This is a genomic window from Micromonospora sp. IBHARD003 (genome assembly GCF_056106285.1).
On record NZ_JBWBBX010000001.1, the window covers coordinates 4290066 to 4305158 of the forward strand.

General features: G+C 68.2%; 14 protein-coding genes and 1 tRNA gene. 8 read left to right on the plus strand and 7 right to left on the minus strand.

Annotated elements, in window-relative coordinates; translation table 11 throughout:
* Nucleotides 1–144 precede the first annotated feature (144 nt).
* Nucleotides 145–399, minus strand: coding sequence for a cell division protein CrgA (crgA, locus tag ACTWOL_RS19075; protein ID WP_474297939.1), 255 nt, complete (start codon nucleotides 397–399; stop codon nucleotides 145–147).
* A gap of 142 nt (nucleotides 400–541) precedes the next feature.
* On the opposite strand from crgA, the gene ACTWOL_RS19080 reads away from it, so the two are divergent.
* From ACTWOL_RS19080 to ACTWOL_RS19105, 6 genes are all read left to right on the plus strand, one after another.
* Complete coding sequence (locus ACTWOL_RS19080; protein WP_474297940.1) at nucleotides 542–1309, plus strand: DUF881 domain-containing protein; 768 nt, start codon at nucleotides 542–544, stop codon at nucleotides 1307–1309.
* 120 nt (nucleotides 1310–1429) lie between these two features.
* Nucleotides 1430–2155 (plus strand): class E sortase, encoded by a 726-nt coding sequence (locus tag ACTWOL_RS19085; RefSeq protein ID WP_474297941.1) that lies wholly within the window; start codon nucleotides 1430–1432, stop codon nucleotides 2153–2155.
* A gap of 57 nt (nucleotides 2156–2212) precedes the next feature.
* On the plus strand, nucleotides 2213–2374 hold the full coding sequence (locus ACTWOL_RS19090) for a hypothetical protein (RefSeq protein ID WP_474297942.1): 162 nt from the start codon (nucleotides 2213–2215) through the stop codon (nucleotides 2372–2374).
* Nucleotides 2371–3009, plus strand: a complete 639-nt coding sequence (locus ACTWOL_RS19095; protein ID WP_474297943.1) for an aminodeoxychorismate/anthranilate synthase component II — start codon at nucleotides 2371–2373, stop codon at nucleotides 3007–3009. Before ACTWOL_RS19090 ends, ACTWOL_RS19095 begins: the two co-directional genes overlap by 4 nt.
* The gene (locus ACTWOL_RS19100; protein ID WP_474297944.1) at nucleotides 3006–4115 is read left to right on the plus strand and encodes a class E sortase; all 1110 of its coding nucleotides are present in this window, start codon (nucleotides 3006–3008) and stop codon (nucleotides 4113–4115) included. Before ACTWOL_RS19095 ends, ACTWOL_RS19100 begins: the two co-directional genes overlap by 4 nt.
* A 50-nt stretch (nucleotides 4116–4165) precedes the next feature.
* A complete protein-coding gene (locus ACTWOL_RS19105) occupies nucleotides 4166–4858 on the plus strand; it encodes a class E sortase (protein WP_474297946.1) in 693 nt (230 codons plus the stop codon).
* A 122-nt stretch (nucleotides 4859–4980) separates the two neighbouring features.
* Here ACTWOL_RS19105 and pknB read toward each other — a convergent pair whose 3' ends face one another.
* The 6 genes from pknB to ACTWOL_RS19135 all read right to left on the minus strand — a co-directional run bounded on the left by pknB (nucleotide 4981) and on the right by ACTWOL_RS19135 (nucleotide 13090).
* Entirely contained in the window at nucleotides 4981–6957 is a 1977-nt protein-coding gene (gene pknB, locus ACTWOL_RS19110) for a Stk1 family PASTA domain-containing Ser/Thr kinase (RefSeq protein WP_474297947.1), read from the minus strand.
* A 181-nt stretch (nucleotides 6958–7138) separates the two neighbouring features.
* A complete protein-coding gene (locus ACTWOL_RS19115; RefSeq protein ID WP_474297948.1) occupies nucleotides 7139–8599 on the minus strand; it encodes a peptidoglycan D,D-transpeptidase FtsI family protein in 1461 nt (486 codons plus the stop codon).
* Nucleotides 8596–10023 (minus strand): FtsW/RodA/SpoVE family cell cycle protein, encoded by a 1428-nt coding sequence (locus ACTWOL_RS19120; RefSeq protein ID WP_474297949.1) that lies wholly within the window; start codon nucleotides 10021–10023, stop codon nucleotides 8596–8598. Before ACTWOL_RS19120 ends, ACTWOL_RS19115 begins: the two co-directional genes overlap by 4 nt.
* A 39-nt stretch (nucleotides 10024–10062) precedes the next feature.
* On the minus strand, nucleotides 10063–11553 hold the full coding sequence (locus ACTWOL_RS19125) for a Stp1/IreP family PP2C-type Ser/Thr phosphatase (protein WP_474297950.1): 1491 nt from the start codon (nucleotides 11551–11553) through the stop codon (nucleotides 10063–10065).
* A 162-nt stretch (nucleotides 11554–11715) separates the two neighbouring features.
* Nucleotides 11716–12234 carry an FHA domain-containing protein FhaB/FipA gene (locus ACTWOL_RS19130; protein ID WP_474297951.1) on the minus strand — a complete coding sequence of 173 codons (519 nt, stop codon included), beginning with the start codon at nucleotides 12232–12234 and terminating at the stop codon, nucleotides 11716–11718.
* Between the two features lie 10 nt (nucleotides 12235–12244).
* Nucleotides 12245–13090 carry an FhaA domain-containing protein gene (locus tag ACTWOL_RS19135; protein ID WP_474297952.1) on the minus strand — a complete coding sequence of 282 codons (846 nt, stop codon included), beginning with the start codon at nucleotides 13088–13090 and terminating at the stop codon, nucleotides 12245–12247.
* A 364-nt stretch (nucleotides 13091–13454) separates the two neighbouring features.
* Here ACTWOL_RS19135 and ACTWOL_RS19140 point away from each other — a divergent pair.
* Nucleotides 13455–13541: transfer RNA gene (locus ACTWOL_RS19140), tRNA-Leu, on the plus strand.
* 567 nt (nucleotides 13542–14108) lie between these two features.
* Nucleotides 14109–14708, plus strand: coding sequence for a histidine phosphatase family protein (locus ACTWOL_RS19145; RefSeq protein ID WP_474297954.1), 600 nt, complete (start codon nucleotides 14109–14111; stop codon nucleotides 14706–14708).
* Nucleotides 14709–15093 lie beyond the last annotated feature (385 nt).

The window sequence follows — 15093 nt, forward strand, 5'->3', positions numbered from 1 at the left end:
GGCCGGAAGTCGCCGGAGTGGTCGCCGCAGTCACACCGGCGTCAACGTCCGCTGAGTTATCCACAGATCGTCAGACCTTTTCCCACTGCTGTGGACAACGCTGTGGATAACCTTGGGGCAGAGCTTGACAGCCGCCGGCTGGGGCTACTTCCACTGAGTGGACACGGCGAAGCCACCGGCGATGAAGCCGAAGCCGACCACGATGTTCCAGTTGCCGAAGGACTCGATGGGCAGCCGGCCGCTGGTGACGTAGAAGACGACGATCCAGGCCAGCCCGATCAGAAACAGCGCGAGCATCACCGGCGCCACCCAGCTGCGGTTCGTCAGCTTGATGTTCGTCGCCTGCTTCGCCGGCGGCGGTGTGAAGTCGGCTTTCTTGCGGATACGTGACTTCGGCACGAGGGACTCTCCTGTCGATGCGCTGCGTGACCGCGCAGGGGAAATGTGGCTGGCGCCGGGGTGGGAAGCGAGGGGGATCACGGCCTCCCCCGGGCGTCCGTTAGCGTAGTGCTTCCGCGGCCACCGTAGGAGTAAGGGTACGTTGAGCAATTCCGCCGACTCCCCCCAAGGGCCGGTCCGCCGTTTCTCACCGCGGCCGGTCCGGCTGCTGACGGCTGCCGTCTTCGCACTCGCCGGTCTGATCTTCGTCACCAGCTTCAACACCGCCAAGGGCACCAACCTCCGCACCGACGACTCGCTGCTGAAGCTCTCCGACCTGATCCAGCAGCGCAGCGAGAAGAACGCCGAGCTGGACGAGTCCACCGCGGCGGTCCGCAGCGAGGTCGACTCGCTCGCCCGTCGCGACGACGGATCCACCAAGGCCCAGGACGAACGGCTCCAGGCGCTGGAGGAGAACGCGGGGACCAAGAAGCTCAGCGGTCGGGCCGTCGCCGTCACCCTCAATGATGCTCCCCCGAACGCCCAGGCAGCCCCTGGCTACCCGGCACCCCAGGCCAACGATCTGGTCATCCACCAGCAGGATCTGCAGGCGGTGGTGAACGCGCTCTGGCAGGGCGGCGCCGAGGGCATCCAGGTCATGGACCAGCGGCTGATCTCCACCAGCGCCGTGCGCTGCGTCGGCAACACCCTGATCCTGCAGGGAAGGGTCTATTCGCCCCCTTACAAGATCACCGCCGTCGGCGACCCGGGCAAGCTCAAGCGCGCGCTGACCGCGTCACCCGCGATCCAGAACTACCAGCTGTACGTGCAGGCGTACGGCCTCGGCTGGAAAGTCGACGAGCGCGATGCGGTGACTCTTCCCGGTTACTCGGGCACAGTGGATCTGCACTACGCGAAGCCTGTGAGCTAGGGGGCTTCTGACGGATCTCCGCGGCGTCGCCGCTCCTTCCTCCACGGAGATCCATCAGAAACCCCTAGTGCTGTGACCGGATAGGTTCACCGGCTTCCCAGTTCCCGGGGAGGGGCGCCGGTGCCGGTGCGACTGCTGCGACTGCTGCGACTGATCGTCAGGACCCTCAGCGAGATCTGCATCACCGGTGGCACCGTGATCGTGCTCTTCGTGGCGTACGTGCTGTTCTGGACCGGAGTGAAGGCCGCGGACGCGACGGACGGCGAGATCGCCCGGCTCCAGGAGGAATGGAGCCGCAGCCCCGTCCCCGCTCCCGCCCCCTCCGTGCCCGGCGCGCCGGCCTCCCCGTCCGCGCCCGCTCCCCCGCGTGCCTACGAGGCGGGCAAGCCGTTCGCCGTCATGTACATCCCCCGTTTCGGCGCGGACTGGGACTGGCCGGTGCTCGAGGGCACCTCCGCCGCCACCCTCAAGAAGGGCCTCGGTCACTACGCCGGGACTGCCCGTCCGGGTGAGACCGGCAATGCCGCGGTGGCCGGGCACCGGCGTACCTACGGGGACCCGTTCAAGGACGTGCCCCTCCTGCGCCCGGGGGATGCGGTGATCCTCAACGACGGCACGACCTGGTTCACGTACCGCGTCAAGCGGACGCCGCTGCGCACCGTCCCGGGTGATGTCGGCGTCATCGACCCGGTGCCGGGCCGGGCCGGGTTCGACGGGCCGGGCCGCTATCTGACGCTCACCACCTGCGATCCCGAGTGGGGCAGCAGCCATCGGCTGATCGTCTGGGCGTACCTCGACGCCACCCTGCCTGTGACGGAAGGAAAGCCGGAAGCTTTCCACAGCTGACCCACGGGCCCCTTGCGCCCTTTAGTCTGGTCCCGTACGGAGAAAGAAAGGGGCGGCATGTACGGCTGGATCTGGCGGCATCTGCCGGGCAACGCATGGGTGCGGGCGATCATCTCGCTCGTGCTGGTCCTCGCGGTCGTCTATGTGCTGTTCCAGTACCTGTTCCCCTGGGCGGAGCCGTTGCTTCCGTTCAACGATGTGACGGTGGACGGTCAGTGAGCGCGCGCATTCTCGTCGTCGACAACTACGACAGCTTCGTCTTCAACCTCGTCCAGTACCTCTACCAGCTGGGCGCGGAGTGCGAAGTCGTGCGCAACGACGAGGTGTCCACCTCGCACGCGCAGGACGGCTTCGACGGAGTGCTCCTGTCCCCCGGACCCGGCGCTCCCGAACAGGCCGGGGTCTGCATCGAGATGGTCCGCCACTGCGCCGACACCGGCGTCCCCGTCTTCGGCGTCTGCCTCGGTATGCAGTCGATGGCGGTGGCCTACGGGGGAGTCGTCGACCGCGCACCGGAGCTGCTGCACGGCAAGACCTCGCCCGTACTGCACCAGGGCAAGGGCGTGTTCGCCGGACTGCCCTCGCCGTTCACGGCGACGCGTTACCACTCGCTGGCGGCCGAGCCCGCGGACCTGCCGGACGAACTGGAGGTCACCGCGCGCACCGAGGACGGCATCATCATGGGACTGCGCCACCGTGAACTTGCGGTGGAAGGAGTGCAGTTCCACCCGGAGTCGGTCCTCACCGAGCACGGCCATCTGATGCTCGCCAACTGGCTGGAGCAGTGCGGTGACACCGGGGCGGTCGGCCGCTCGGCAGGGCTCGCGCCGGTGGTGGGCAAGGCTCTGGCGTGAACGGCGAGGGGGGTGCGCCGTGGCTCCGGACCGGGAGTGTTCCCGGGCATTCCCCGGAGCCGCAGGGCTGGTCGGGATACGACCCGTACGACCCCTACGCCCTGAACGAGCCCGAGGAGCACCAGCAGGACTGGTACGGCGGGCAGCAACCCTCCGAGCAGGCGCCGACGCAGCTGATCGGGGATCCGGTGCCGGATCACGCGTCCCCGTCGCCGACGGCTGAGAGGTCCGGCAGACACGGCAGGCACGGTGCCCACCGCGCCGGTTCCGAGACGGCCGAGCAGCCCACCGGCGGCCGCGCCGAGCGCCGCCGCGCCGCGAAGGGCCGCGGACGGCGCAGAGGGGCCTCGGCGCCGCCGACACAGACGCCGGCACGGAGCGAGGAGGGCGCCCCGCTCACCCGGGTCGAGGCGCGCCGTCGTGCCCGGGCCCAGAAGGACAGCCCCGCGGTCATCGCCAGCCGCGTCTTCGGCGAACTCTTCATCAGCATCGGCGTGCTGATGCTGCTCTTCGTCACGTACCAGCTGTGGTGGACGAACATCCTCGCCGGGCAGCAGGCCAACGCCGCCACCGACAAGATCCAGAACGACTGGGCCAAGGGCCGGGCTCCTGGCGCCTTCGAGCCGGGGCAGGGCTTCGCCATCATGCACATCCCCAAGCTCGATGTCGTCGTCCCGATCGCCGAGGGCACGGACAAGCACTCGGTGCTGGACCGGGGCATGGTCGGGCACTACGCCGACGGGCAGCTCAAGACCGCCATGCCGGCCGAAAAACAGGGCAATTTCGCGGTCGCCGGCCATCGCAACACCCATGGCGAGCCGTTCCGCTACGTCAACCGCCTCTCGCCCGGTGACCCGATCGTCGTCGAGACGCAGGACGCCTACTACACCTACAAGATGACGAGCATCCTCCCGCAGACGTCGCCCTCGAACACGAGCGTCATCGACCCTGTGCCTGCCGGATCCGGATTCACCGGACCCGGTAGATACATCACGCTGACGACATGCACGCCCGAATTCACGAGTACGTTCCGGATGATCGTGTGGGGCAAGATGGTCGACGAACGCCCGCGAAGCAAGGGCAAGCCTGACGCGCTCGTCGGCTGAGGTGTGACCGGACCGGACTTCCAGGACGACAGAAAACAGGGGCAGGTGCAGTGGCACGTGCGCGCAGCCGGATCGCCGGCGTCATCAGTGTCTTCGGCGAACTGCTGATCACCGCGGGGGTGCTCCTGGCGCTCTTCGTCGTCTACTCGCTGTGGTGGACGAACGTCCTCGCCGACCGCGCCGCCACCAAGGACGGCGACAAGGTGCGCAACCGCTGGGCCGCCGAGAGACCCACCAGCCAAGGGCCCGGCGCGCTGGACACCAAGGACGGCATCGGCTTCCTGCACGTCCCCGCCATGGCCAACGGCGAGGTGCTCGTGAAGAAGGGCACCGACGCGGAGATCCTCAACGACGGTGTCGCGGGCTACTACACCGACCCCGTCAAGTCGGCGCTTCCGATGGACAAGCTGGGCAACTTCACGCTCGCCGCCCACCGCGACGGACACGGCGCCAAGTTCCACAACATCCACAAGGTCAAGGTCGGCGACTCGATCGTCTTCGAGACCAGGGACACCTGGTACATCTACAAGGTCTACAAGGACCTCAGGGAGACGTCGAAGTACAACGTCGACGTGCTGCAGCCGGTCCCGAAGGAGTCGGGCAGGACCAAGCCGGGCCGCTACATCACTCTGACGACGTGCACGCCCGTCTACACCTCCGACTACCGCTACGTCGTCTGGGGGGAGCTGGAGCGCACGGAGAAGGTCGACAGCGCCCGTACGAGGCCCAAGGAACTGCGTTAGAACGCCAGTGAGCCCCGGGCACCCCCTCCGAGGGGATGTCCGGGGCTCACTGCTTCCTACGTCAGCCGGGGCGACCGGGCGGGACCGGCCGGAAGCCGGGTCCAGGCCTTTCGCCGGATGCCTCAGAAGCCGCCGCCACCGCCGTTGTTGTTCCCGCCCTGCTGGTTCCCGCCGCCGCCGATGGTCTGCAGCGTGATCGTCGTGGACGCCGGGTCGCCCTGGGTACCAGGCTGCGGATCCATCCCGATGACGATCGCGTTGTCGTCGGTCGAGCTTCCCTGTGTGAACTGGATGTTCGTGTAGCCGAACTGCGCCAAAATCTGCTTGGCCTCACCCACACGCTTGGTCCTCACCTCGGGGACCTGCGTCTGCTGCTGTTGCCGGCCCTTGGAGACCTGCAGGGTGATCGTCGTGCCCTTGGCCTGCTTGGAGTTGGCGGCAGGGTCCTGGGCCACGACCTCGCCCGCGGGCTTGTCCGAGTCGACATCGGTGCGCGCCACGGTGTAGCCGAGCGTCTCCAGCTGGCTCTTCGCCGCGTCGAACTGCGAGCCCACCACGTTCGGTACGGGCTCCGTGGACTTCTTGGCGATCTCCAGGGTGACCGCGGCACCCTTCTCGGCCTTGCTGCCACCCTCGGGCTGCTGCCGGACGACCGTGCCCGGCGTCTCGTCGGACTCGACGAACTTCGTGTTGACCTTGAAGGCGTCCTTCTCGAGCCGCGTGGTGGCGCTGTCCTCCTGCGTACCGGTGACGTCCGGAACCTCCACGAGCGGCGCCCCCGCGGACACGACGACCTTGACCGTCTCGCCCTCGTTCATCTTGGCACCGTTGCCGGCGGCAGGCGTCTGGCTGCAGACGTTGCCCTTCGGCTCCGCGCAGCGGTCGGTGCCGGTCTTGACGACCTTGACGCCCGCGTTGGTCCCGAGTCGTACGGCTTCGTTGAACTCCTGGCCGACGAGGCTGGGGACGCTGACCTTGCCGTCCTTGGCGTTCTGGCTGAAGATCGACTTGCCGATGAGGATCGCGCCGATCAGCACCAGGATGCCCGCCACAACGAGCAGGATCGTCGAGGTGTTCGACTTCTTCTGGCGGCGGCGGTCCGGACGGTCGTCGTAGCCGTATCCGCCGTCGTCCGGGTTCATGGGCGGCAGCATCGACGTCTGGCCGGCCGGGTCGGCCGCGCGCAGCGCCGTCGTCGGCTGGTCCTCGGGGCGCTGGCCGTATCCGACCGAGCCCATCGCCGCGGTGGCGGCGACCGGCTGGCCGTCGAGGCAGGCCTCGATGTCGGCGCGCATCTCGTCGGCCGACTGGTAGCGGTAGTCCGGGTCCTTGACCAGTGCCTTCAGGACGATCGCGTCCATCTCGGGCGTGATCTCGGGGTCGAAGGCGCTGGGCGGCTGCGGCTCCTCCCGGACGTGCTGGTAGGCCACAGCGACCGGGGAGTCGCCCACGAACGGCGGGCGGACGGTCAGCAGCTCGTACAGCAGACAGCCGGTGGAGTACAGGTCGGACCGGGCGTCGACCTGCTCGCCCTTGGCCTGCTCCGGCGAGAGGTACTGGGCGGTGCCGATGACGGCGGCGGTCTGGGTCATGGTCATGCCCGCGTCGCCCATGGCACGTGCGATGCCGAAGTCCATCACCTTGACCTGGCCGGTGCGCGTCAGCATGACGTTCGCCGGCTTGATGTCACGGTGGACGATGCCGTTGCGGTGCGAGTACTCGAGGGCCTGGAGGATCCCGATGGTCATCTCCAGCGTGCGCTCGGGCAGCAGCTTGCGGCCGGAGTGCAGCAGCTCTCTGAGCGTGGAACCGTCGACGTACTCCATCACGATGTACGGGATGGAGACGCTGTCGACGTAGTCCTCGCCGGTGTCGTACACCGCGACGATGGCGGGATGGTTCAGCGAGGCGGCCGACTGGGCCTCACGGCGGAACCGGGCCTGGAAGGACGGGTCACGGGCGAGGTCGGCCCGCAGCGTCTTCACGGCGACGGTGCGGCCGAGCCGGGTGTCGTGCGCGAGGTAGACCTCGGCCATGCCACCGCGGCCGAGCACCGAGCCCAGCTCGTACCGGCCGCCGAGGCGACGCGGCTCTTCCATAACAGTCCAGCCCTCTCCGTCAGTCCCGACCGCACCCGTGTGTGTGGTCCGGCGGTGTGCTGTTCGCGCATACGGTACCGGCCACGCCGGATCGAATCCGCTCAAGGCGGGGACCCGATACGCGACCGGTATCGCATTGTGCGGTGATGATGCGGGATGACGGGGTGATCAGTGACATGCGTCACTGCTTCCCGCCGAGCACCGCCTCCATCACCTTCTTGGCGATGGGGGCGGCGAGCCCGCCGCCGCTGATGTCGTCACGCGACGTGCCCGAGCTGTCCTCGACCACGACGGCCACGGCGACCGGCGAACCCTGGTCGGTCTTCGCGTACGAGATGAACCAGGCGTACGGACGCTTGCTGTTGTTCTCGCCGTGCTGGGCGGTGCCGGTCTTGCCGCCGACGGTGACACCGTCGATCTTGGCGTTGGTGCCGGTGCCCTTCTCGACGACGTTCTCCATCATCTTCTGGAGGAGCTGTGAGTTCCCCTCCGAGAGAGGGCGGCTCATCTCCTCGGGCTCGGTCTGCTCGAGGACGTCCAGGTTGGGAGCCTCAAGCTTGTCGATCATGTACGGCTTCATCAGCTTGCCGTCGTTGGCGATCGCCGCGGTGACCATGGCCATCTGGAGCGGGGTCGTGGCCGTGTTGAACTGGCCGATCGAGGAGAGCGCGTTGCCGCCCCGGTCCATGTTCTTGTCGTAGACGGACGCGGAGGCGCGGACCGGCATGAAGACCTCGTTGTTGAAGCCGAACTTCTGTGCGGTCTCCAGCATCTTGTCGCGCGTGACCTTGTCACCGAGGTTGGCGAAGACCGAGTTGCAGGAGATCTCCAGAGCCCTCTTCAGGCTCGCCTTCTCACAGCCGCCGTGCTGGTTGACCATCGGCGTGGTGGACAGCGGGATCTTGTACGGCTCGGGCGTGTCCGTCGGGGCCTCGATGTCCGTGACGACACCGTGCTCGAGGGCAGCGGCCGCCGTGAGGACCTTGAAGGTGGAGCCGGGCGGGTAGGTCTCGCGCAGCGCGCGGTTCAGCGTCGGCTTGTCCTTGTCCTTCCCCAGCGCCCCCCATGCCTTCGAGTCCGCGCCGTGGTAGCCGGCGAAGGAGGAGGGGTCGTAGGAAGGGGTGGACGCGAGCGCGAGGATCTTCCCGGTGCGCGGGTCGATGGCCGCGACGGCGCCCTTCTTGTCGCCCAGCCCCTCGAAGGCCGCCTTCTGCGCCTTCCCGTTCAGGGTGGTGACGACGTTGCCGCCCTTCTTCTTGTCGCCCGTGAACATCGCCATGGTGCGGTCGAAGAAGAGCCGGTTGTCGTTGCCGCTGAGGATCTTGTCCTCGATATATTCGATCTGGTTGGCGCCGAACGCCTGCGAGGCGTAGCCGGTGACCGGAGCCCACATCGGGCCGTCGACGTACGTGCGCTTGTACTTGTAGAACTTGTCGTCGGTGAGCACGGAGCCGGTGATGGGCTTGCCGTCGACGATGATGTTGCCGCGCTCGGCGGCGTACCGCTCGATCGTCACCCGGCGGTTGGACTTGTGGTTGCTCAGCTCGTCGGCACGAACGTACTGGAGCCAGTTGTCCTGTATCAGCAGCGCGAGGACCAGAAGGCCGCAGAAGAGCGCGATTCGGCGCAGGGGCTTGTTCACGGTCGGACCACCTGCGTCATCTCGGCGTCGGAGTTCGGGGCAGGAGCTGGTGCGGGGCGCCGCGCCGTGTCGCTGATACGGATCAGGATTCCGATCAGCGCCCAGTTCGCGATCACGGATGATCCGCCCGCCGCGAGGAACGGCATCGTCATACCGGTCAGCGGGATGAGGCCCATCACGCCGCCGGCGACCACGAAGACCTGGAGGGCGAAGGCGCCGGTGAGACCGATCGCGAACAGCTTGCCGAAGGGGTCGCGGGCGGCGAGGGCGGTGCGCACGCCGCGCTCGATGATCAGGCCGTAGAGCAGCAGGAAAGCCATCACGCCAGTGAGCCCGAGCTCCTCGCCGACGGTGGCGAAGATGAAGTCGGAGTTGGCCGCGAACATGATGAGATCGGAGTCGCCCTGGCCGAGTCCGGTACCGAGGACACCGCCGGAGCCGAAGGACATCAGGACCTGGGTCATCTGGTCGCAGGCGTAGGCCATGTTGGTGCCCTCGGGTGCGGTCTCCAGGCACCCGAACGGGTCGAGCCAGGCGGCCACTCGGGACTGGACGTGGGTGGCGAACTGGGAGACGACCACAGCGCCGCCCGCCGACATCAGCAGGCCCATGACGATCCAGCTGGTCCGCTCCGTGGCCACGTAAAGCATGATCACGAACATGCCGAAGAACAGCAGCGAGGTGCCGAGGTCGTTCTCGAAGACCAGGACGAGCAGGCTCATCGCCCAGATCGTGAGGATGGGCCCGAGGTCGCGGCCGCGCGGCAGGTAGAGCCCCATGAACCGGCGGCTGGCCAGCGCCAGCGCGTCGCGCTTCACCATGAGGTAGCCGGAGAAGAAGACCGCGATCACGATCTTCGCGAACTCACCCGGCTGGATGGAGAAACCACCGACGCGGATCCAGATCTTGGCGCCGAACACGTCCGCGCCGAGACCCGGGACGAGCGGCAGGAGCAGCAGGACGAGCGACGCCGCCATCGAGATGTAGGTGAAGCGCTGGAGGACACGGTGGTCCTTCAGCAGCAGCAGTACGCCGACGAAGAGCGCGACGCCCAGCGCCGAGTACATCAGCTGGTTGGTGGCCTGCGGAGCGAAGCTCTTCAGCGCGTTCAGCCGCGGTGACTGGTCGAGCCGCCAGATCAGCACCAGGCCGAGACCGTTGAGCAGTGTCGCCAGCGGCAGCAGCAGGGGGTCGGCGTACTTGGCGAATCTGCGCACCACGAGGTGCGCGACGCCGGCGAGCAGCCCGAGGCCCAGGCCGTACGCGAGCATGCCCGCGGGGAGCTCGCCGCTGAGCGCGAGGCCCACGTTGGCGTACGCGAACACCGGGATCGCGACGGCGAAGCCGAGTAGCACGAGCTCGGTGTTGCGGCGGCTCGGCAGTTCGATCGCGCCGATGGTGGTCGTGTTGGTGACAACGCTCATGGTGGAGAAAGGCCCCCTACGGGTCTACCGCTGTACCGCTCACTGCTTTCCGCAGTTCGTGGCGAGCTTCTGCTCCTCCTCCGAGAGGGTGGGGCCCGGAGAGGGAGAGGCTGCGGTCGGCTTGTTCTGGGCGGACTGGTTGGAGGGCTTGGTGCCGGTCGTGCCACCGGCCTGCCCCTCGCCCGGAGGCGTACTGGGCGCCCGGTCCGCGGCGGTACGGCGCTGCTCGTCCTTCTTGCAGGCGGAGGCCTGGACGGCGAGCTCTTCGACCTTGTTGCGCGCGGAGACGAGGTTGTTCTCGGCGATGGTCTCCTTGACCTGCTTCTGCTGGTAAGGCGGCAGGTACTTGAGTTCGATCTCGGGGTGGTCCTTCTCGACCTCCGAGAGCGACACCCAGCCGAGGTCCTGGCTGATGCCCTGGTAGAGCGCGATGTGCTCGTCCTTGGTACCGACGTAGTACTGGGTCTGGGTCCAGCGCCAGGCGCCGTACAGACCGCCGCCGGCCACGGCCAGCGCGAGGGCCCCGAAGAGGGATCTCTTCAGCCACTTGCGGCCGGAACGAGGCTTGGTGAAGTCGTCGTCGGTGTAGCCGAAGCCGTCCTCCGGCATCCCGCCGTAGCTCACGTCGCCACCGGTTCCGGGCGGGCCGAAGCCGCCCGCGGGCGGCTGGGCGGGCCGGCCGAGGCCGGACGCGCGTCCCGCCGGGGTCTGCATGGCGCCGTTGTCGCCCAGCTGCACCTGGTTCTCGGCGACCGCGCCCACGATGACGGGCGTTTCGCTGAGCTGTCCCGCGAGGGTGTCGCCGCCGTCGACGTCGAGGACGTCCGCGATGATCACGGTGATGTTGTCGGGGCCGCCACCGCGCAGGGCGAGCTGGATCAGCTCCTGCACGGTCTCCTGCGGGCCCTGGTAGCTGGCGAGGGTGTCCTCCATCGTCTGGTGGGAGACGACGCCCGACAGCCCGTCGGAGCAGATGAGGTAGCGGTCGCCGGCCCGGACCTCGCGGATGGAGAGATCGGGCTCCACATGGTCACCGCTGCCCAGCGCGCGCATCAGGAGGGAGCGCTGCGGGTGGGTGGTGGCTTCTTCCTCGGTGATCCGGCCCTCGTCCACGAGGCGCTGCACCCAGGTGTGGTCCTGGGTGATCTGGGTCAGCACCCCGTCACGGAGCAGATAGGCGCGGGAGTCGCCGACATGGACGAGCCCGAGCCGCTGACCGGTCCACAGCAGCGCGGTCAGGGTGGTCCCCATGCCCTCGAGCTGGGGATCCTCCTCGACCATGGCGCGCAGCTGGTCGTTGGCCCGCTGTACGGCCGTGCCGAGCGAGGTGAGGATGTCGGAACCCGGGACGTCGTCGTCGAGCTGCACGAGCGTCGAGATGACCTCGGACGAGGCGACCTCGCCGGCGGCCTGGCCACCCATGCCGTCGGCGATCGCGAGAAGGCGCGGACCGGCGTAGCCGGAGTCCTCGTTGCCCTCCCGGATCATGCCCTTGTGAGATCCGGCGGCGAAGCGCAGTGACAGACTCATGCGCACCTGCCCTGTCGACGCTGCCTCGGGGTACAGCCGCTCTCGAGCCACACTGCCCACCCTCCGGTCGGGAGCCGCCGGGCCCGGCCCGCTGCCGGGACCGCTGCGGGACTCCCGGTGGGGACCGCAGCGGCTCGCTCGCTCCGCTCGCTCATTGTCGTACTACTTCCGCAGCTCGATGACGGTCTTGCCGATGCGGATCGGCGCGCCCAGCGGAATCGGTGTCGGGGTGGTGAGCCGGGCCCGGTCGAGGTAAGTGCCGTTGGTGGACCCGAGGTCCTCGACGATCCACTCGCCGTCACGGTCGGGGTAGATCCTGGCATGCCTGCTGGACGCGTAGTCGTCGTCCAGCACGATGGTCGAGTCGTGGGCGCGGCCCAGCGTGATCGTCTGTCCCTGCAGCGCGACCGTGGTGCCGGTCAGGCTGCCTTCGGAGACGACCAGCTTGGTCGGCGCTCCCCGGCGCTGGCGGGGAGCCTGCTGGCGCTGCGGAGGCGCCGCGGGCTGCTGCCGGGCGGCCCCCTGCTGCTGCGCACGCGCGTCGGCGCCCCGGCGCGATCCGCGCTGGGTGACACGCGTACCGAACAGGTCGCTGCGGATGACCTGGACGGCCACGATGACGAACAGCCACAGAACGGCCAGGAAACCCAGCCGCATGACCGTCAGGGTCAGCTCTGACATTGCCCCCGCTTCACCCTTCGGCTTGCCGGTAAACGATGGTTGTGCTGCCCACGACGATCCGCGAGCCGTCGCGGAGCGTAGCGCGGGTGGTGTGCTGCCCGTCTACCACGATGCCGTTGGTGGACCCGAGATCCTGGATCGTCGAGGGCGTTCCGGTCCGGATCTCGCAGTGACGGCGCGAAACGCCGGGGTCGTCGATCCGTACGTCCGCGTCGGTACTGCGGCCCAACACCAAGGTCGGACGGGAGATCTGGTGGCGGGAGCCGTTGATCTCGATCCAGCGGCGCACCTGGGCACCCGCCGCCGGACCGACCGCGGGCCGGCCGGCCGCGGACGCGGGGCCCGGCCGGTTCGTCCCGGGTGGCGGTGCCGAAGGCATGGGAGGAGCCGCAGCAGGAGGGTAACCGTAACCGCCGCCCTGCGGGGCGCCTGTGGAAAAGCCCTGGGGGCCGGCGGGCGCGTTCGCGGGCGCCTGTGACGCACTCGACGCGAGCGTGCGGCTGCGTACCCGGTACAGACCGGTGTCGAGGTCGTCCGCCTTCTCCAGATTGACCTTGATCGGTCCCATGAAGGTGTACCGCTGCTGCTTGGCGTAGTCCCGGACCAGGCTCGAGAGCTCGTCGCCGAGCTGGCCCGAGTAGGGGCTGAGGCGCTCGAAGTCCGGCGTGCTCAGCTCCACGATGAAGTCGTTCGGGACGACGGTCCGCTCGCGGTTCCAGATCGTGGCGTTGTTGTCGCACTCCCGCTGGAGGGCGCCCGCGATCTCGACGGGCTGGACCTCGGACTTGAAGACCTTGGCGAAGGTGCCGTTGACCAGACCTTCGAGTCGCTGTTCGAAACGCTTCAGGACTCCCATGGGGCACCTCCTCCGTCGTTGTCGTCCTGGTACTGCTTACTGATCGTATCCACGCGTCGGGAAATCGGCTGGTTCCCCTTGTCTGCCCCGTCGATGAGTGTCACCTCTCACACGGATCGCCACACGGATCGTAGAGGCGGCCTCCTCACAGTGTCCCGCACCCGGCGAGCTTCCCGGGCGTGAGGGGGGAAGCGACCGGCGGTTGCCCCACCCTGTTCGCTGTTCCTGCCGCCCTGTCCACTTCCTGCTCCACCGCCGGGAGCCGAAACAAACGCATGTGAATCGCCCCTTCGCAGCGTGCTAATGTTCTGCATGTCGCAAGGCGCTCGCACCAAACGGGGCAGGGGCAGGGCGACCACCCAATGCGCGGGTGGCGGAATAGGCAGACGCGCTGGATTCAGGTTCCAGTGCCCGAAAGGGCGTGGGGGTTCAACTCCCCCCTCGCGCACCACGAGAACGATGAAACGGGTTCTCACCAGAGACGAAAGTCTTGGTGAGGGCCCGTTTTTTCGTTTCTCGGTGTTGTTGCTCGGCTCCCGTTGCCCGGACGTAAGGCCCGGGTCCCGGGATGCGAATAAGGGTGTTTCCGAGTGAAGGGGGTCACATCGTGTGATTCGTCACGATATGAACTCCCGCCCTTTGTTGATCTTCGGCGGGGCGAGGCGCAGTGATCACACCGGCATGTTTCCGAACGTGGGGATACGGACGCGAAGAGTAAGCGGCGTGCGTGGTGTATCCAGGGGCGCCGGTCAGGCGGTGGGGACGAGTCGGCCAGGTGGCGGGGGAGGTTCCGGACACTCGCCGGATGGTTGTTCCGGCAAAGATCGGTGACCGTGACGCGTATGAGGCAAGAGGTACGAGAGACGGCTCGGCTCGGGCAGGTGCCCGTGCCGGGAACGAGCTGTCTCCCCACTCGCCGGACGTCTGGCACGGGAAGGCCGATCGGCCTCTACGTGGCCCGTGGTCTCGCGGTCGTCGGCATGTTCGCGGCGCATACCTGATCGAGGAGGGCTTTTCCATGACGGCTCGTCTGACGCTGTGGGCAACCGCCGGGAACCACACCAGGGACACCGTGTTCGGCGACGGCTGCCCCGGTGAGCACGATCTGCGCGACAGCGGCCTCGCCGTCGTGACGCCGGCCCCGGACACCGTTGTCCTTCATGGACCGTCGGGCCGCTGTGCACGGACCGCTGCCGCCCTCGGCCGGGAAACGAGGCCCGAGCCCGCCCTGCGCGACCTCGACTACGGTACATGGTACGGCCGTACGGTCGGCGATGTCGCCGCGACCGACCCCCACGGCCTCAGCGCATGGCTCAGGGACCCGGACGCCGCGCCCCACGGAGGAGAGTCCGTGAGGCAGCTCTGCCAGCGGACACTGCACTGGTTGCGCGGCATGACGGCCGACGATGTCGGGACCCTGGTCATCGCCGAGCCCACCGTGATCCGGGCCCTGCTCGTCAACGCGATGTCCGTACCGGCAACCGCGTTCTGGCACCTCGGTGTGCCCATGGCGTCCGCCGTCTCCCTCACCTCCCACGACGGCGGCTGGGACATCGCGCCCAGGCGCGTCACCGTCATCAGGAGCCGACAGCCCGAGGGCGGTTCCTGCACCGTGTGAGGTCGCGAGACCGCCTGCCGCCGCACAGCAGTGGCCGTCGGCGGGAGTGCCGGACCGGACCATCCGCGCGGGGCTCGCCCGCAGGTCAGGGCGCTGCCGCTGCCCACACGCCGGGGTGCCGTGCCGTGTGCCGGGTTCCGTGACAGGACGAGTCCCGGGTTCCGCAACAGGACAGGAGACGTCCGGTCGGGCGTAATTGAAGGGGAGACGTTTGATCCCGGAAGCACTGCGCCGGGGGCGGCACCACCTCGCGCGGCCGGGATTCGGCGAAAGCGACCGAAGCGCGTGCCGACTGCGGGTGAGCTACGGATGTTCTCGAGGCGACGCGATCACATCAGCACCGATGAGCTTGCGGTTTCCAGGCGGCGTGGCCCGGGCGGAGTGC

Excerpts from the sequence above, each read along its gene's own strand:
- ACTWOL_RS19090 (WP_474297942.1), top strand. The coding sequence starts at position 2,213 with ATGTACGGCTGGATCTGGCGGCATCTGCCGGGCAACGCATGGGTGCGG.
- pknB (WP_474297947.1), bottom strand. The coding sequence starts at position 6,957 with ATGGAAGAGCCGCGTCGCCTCGGCGGCCGGTACGAGCTGGGCTCGGTG.
- ACTWOL_RS19120 (WP_474297949.1), bottom strand. The coding sequence starts at position 10,023 with ATGAGCGTTGTCACCAACACGACCACCATCGGCGCGATCGAACTGCCG.
- ACTWOL_RS19125 (WP_474297950.1), bottom strand. The coding sequence starts at position 11,553 with ATGAGTCTGTCACTGCGCTTCGCCGCCGGATCTCACAAGGGCATGATC.
- ACTWOL_RS19130 (WP_474297951.1), bottom strand. The coding sequence starts at position 12,234 with ATGTCAGAGCTGACCCTGACGGTCATGCGGCTGGGTTTCCTGGCCGTT.
- ACTWOL_RS19135 (WP_474297952.1), bottom strand. The coding sequence starts at position 13,090 with ATGGGAGTCCTGAAGCGTTTCGAACAGCGACTCGAAGGTCTGGTCAAC.
- ACTWOL_RS19145 (WP_474297954.1), top strand. The coding sequence starts at position 14,109 with ATGACGGCTCGTCTGACGCTGTGGGCAACCGCCGGGAACCACACCAGG.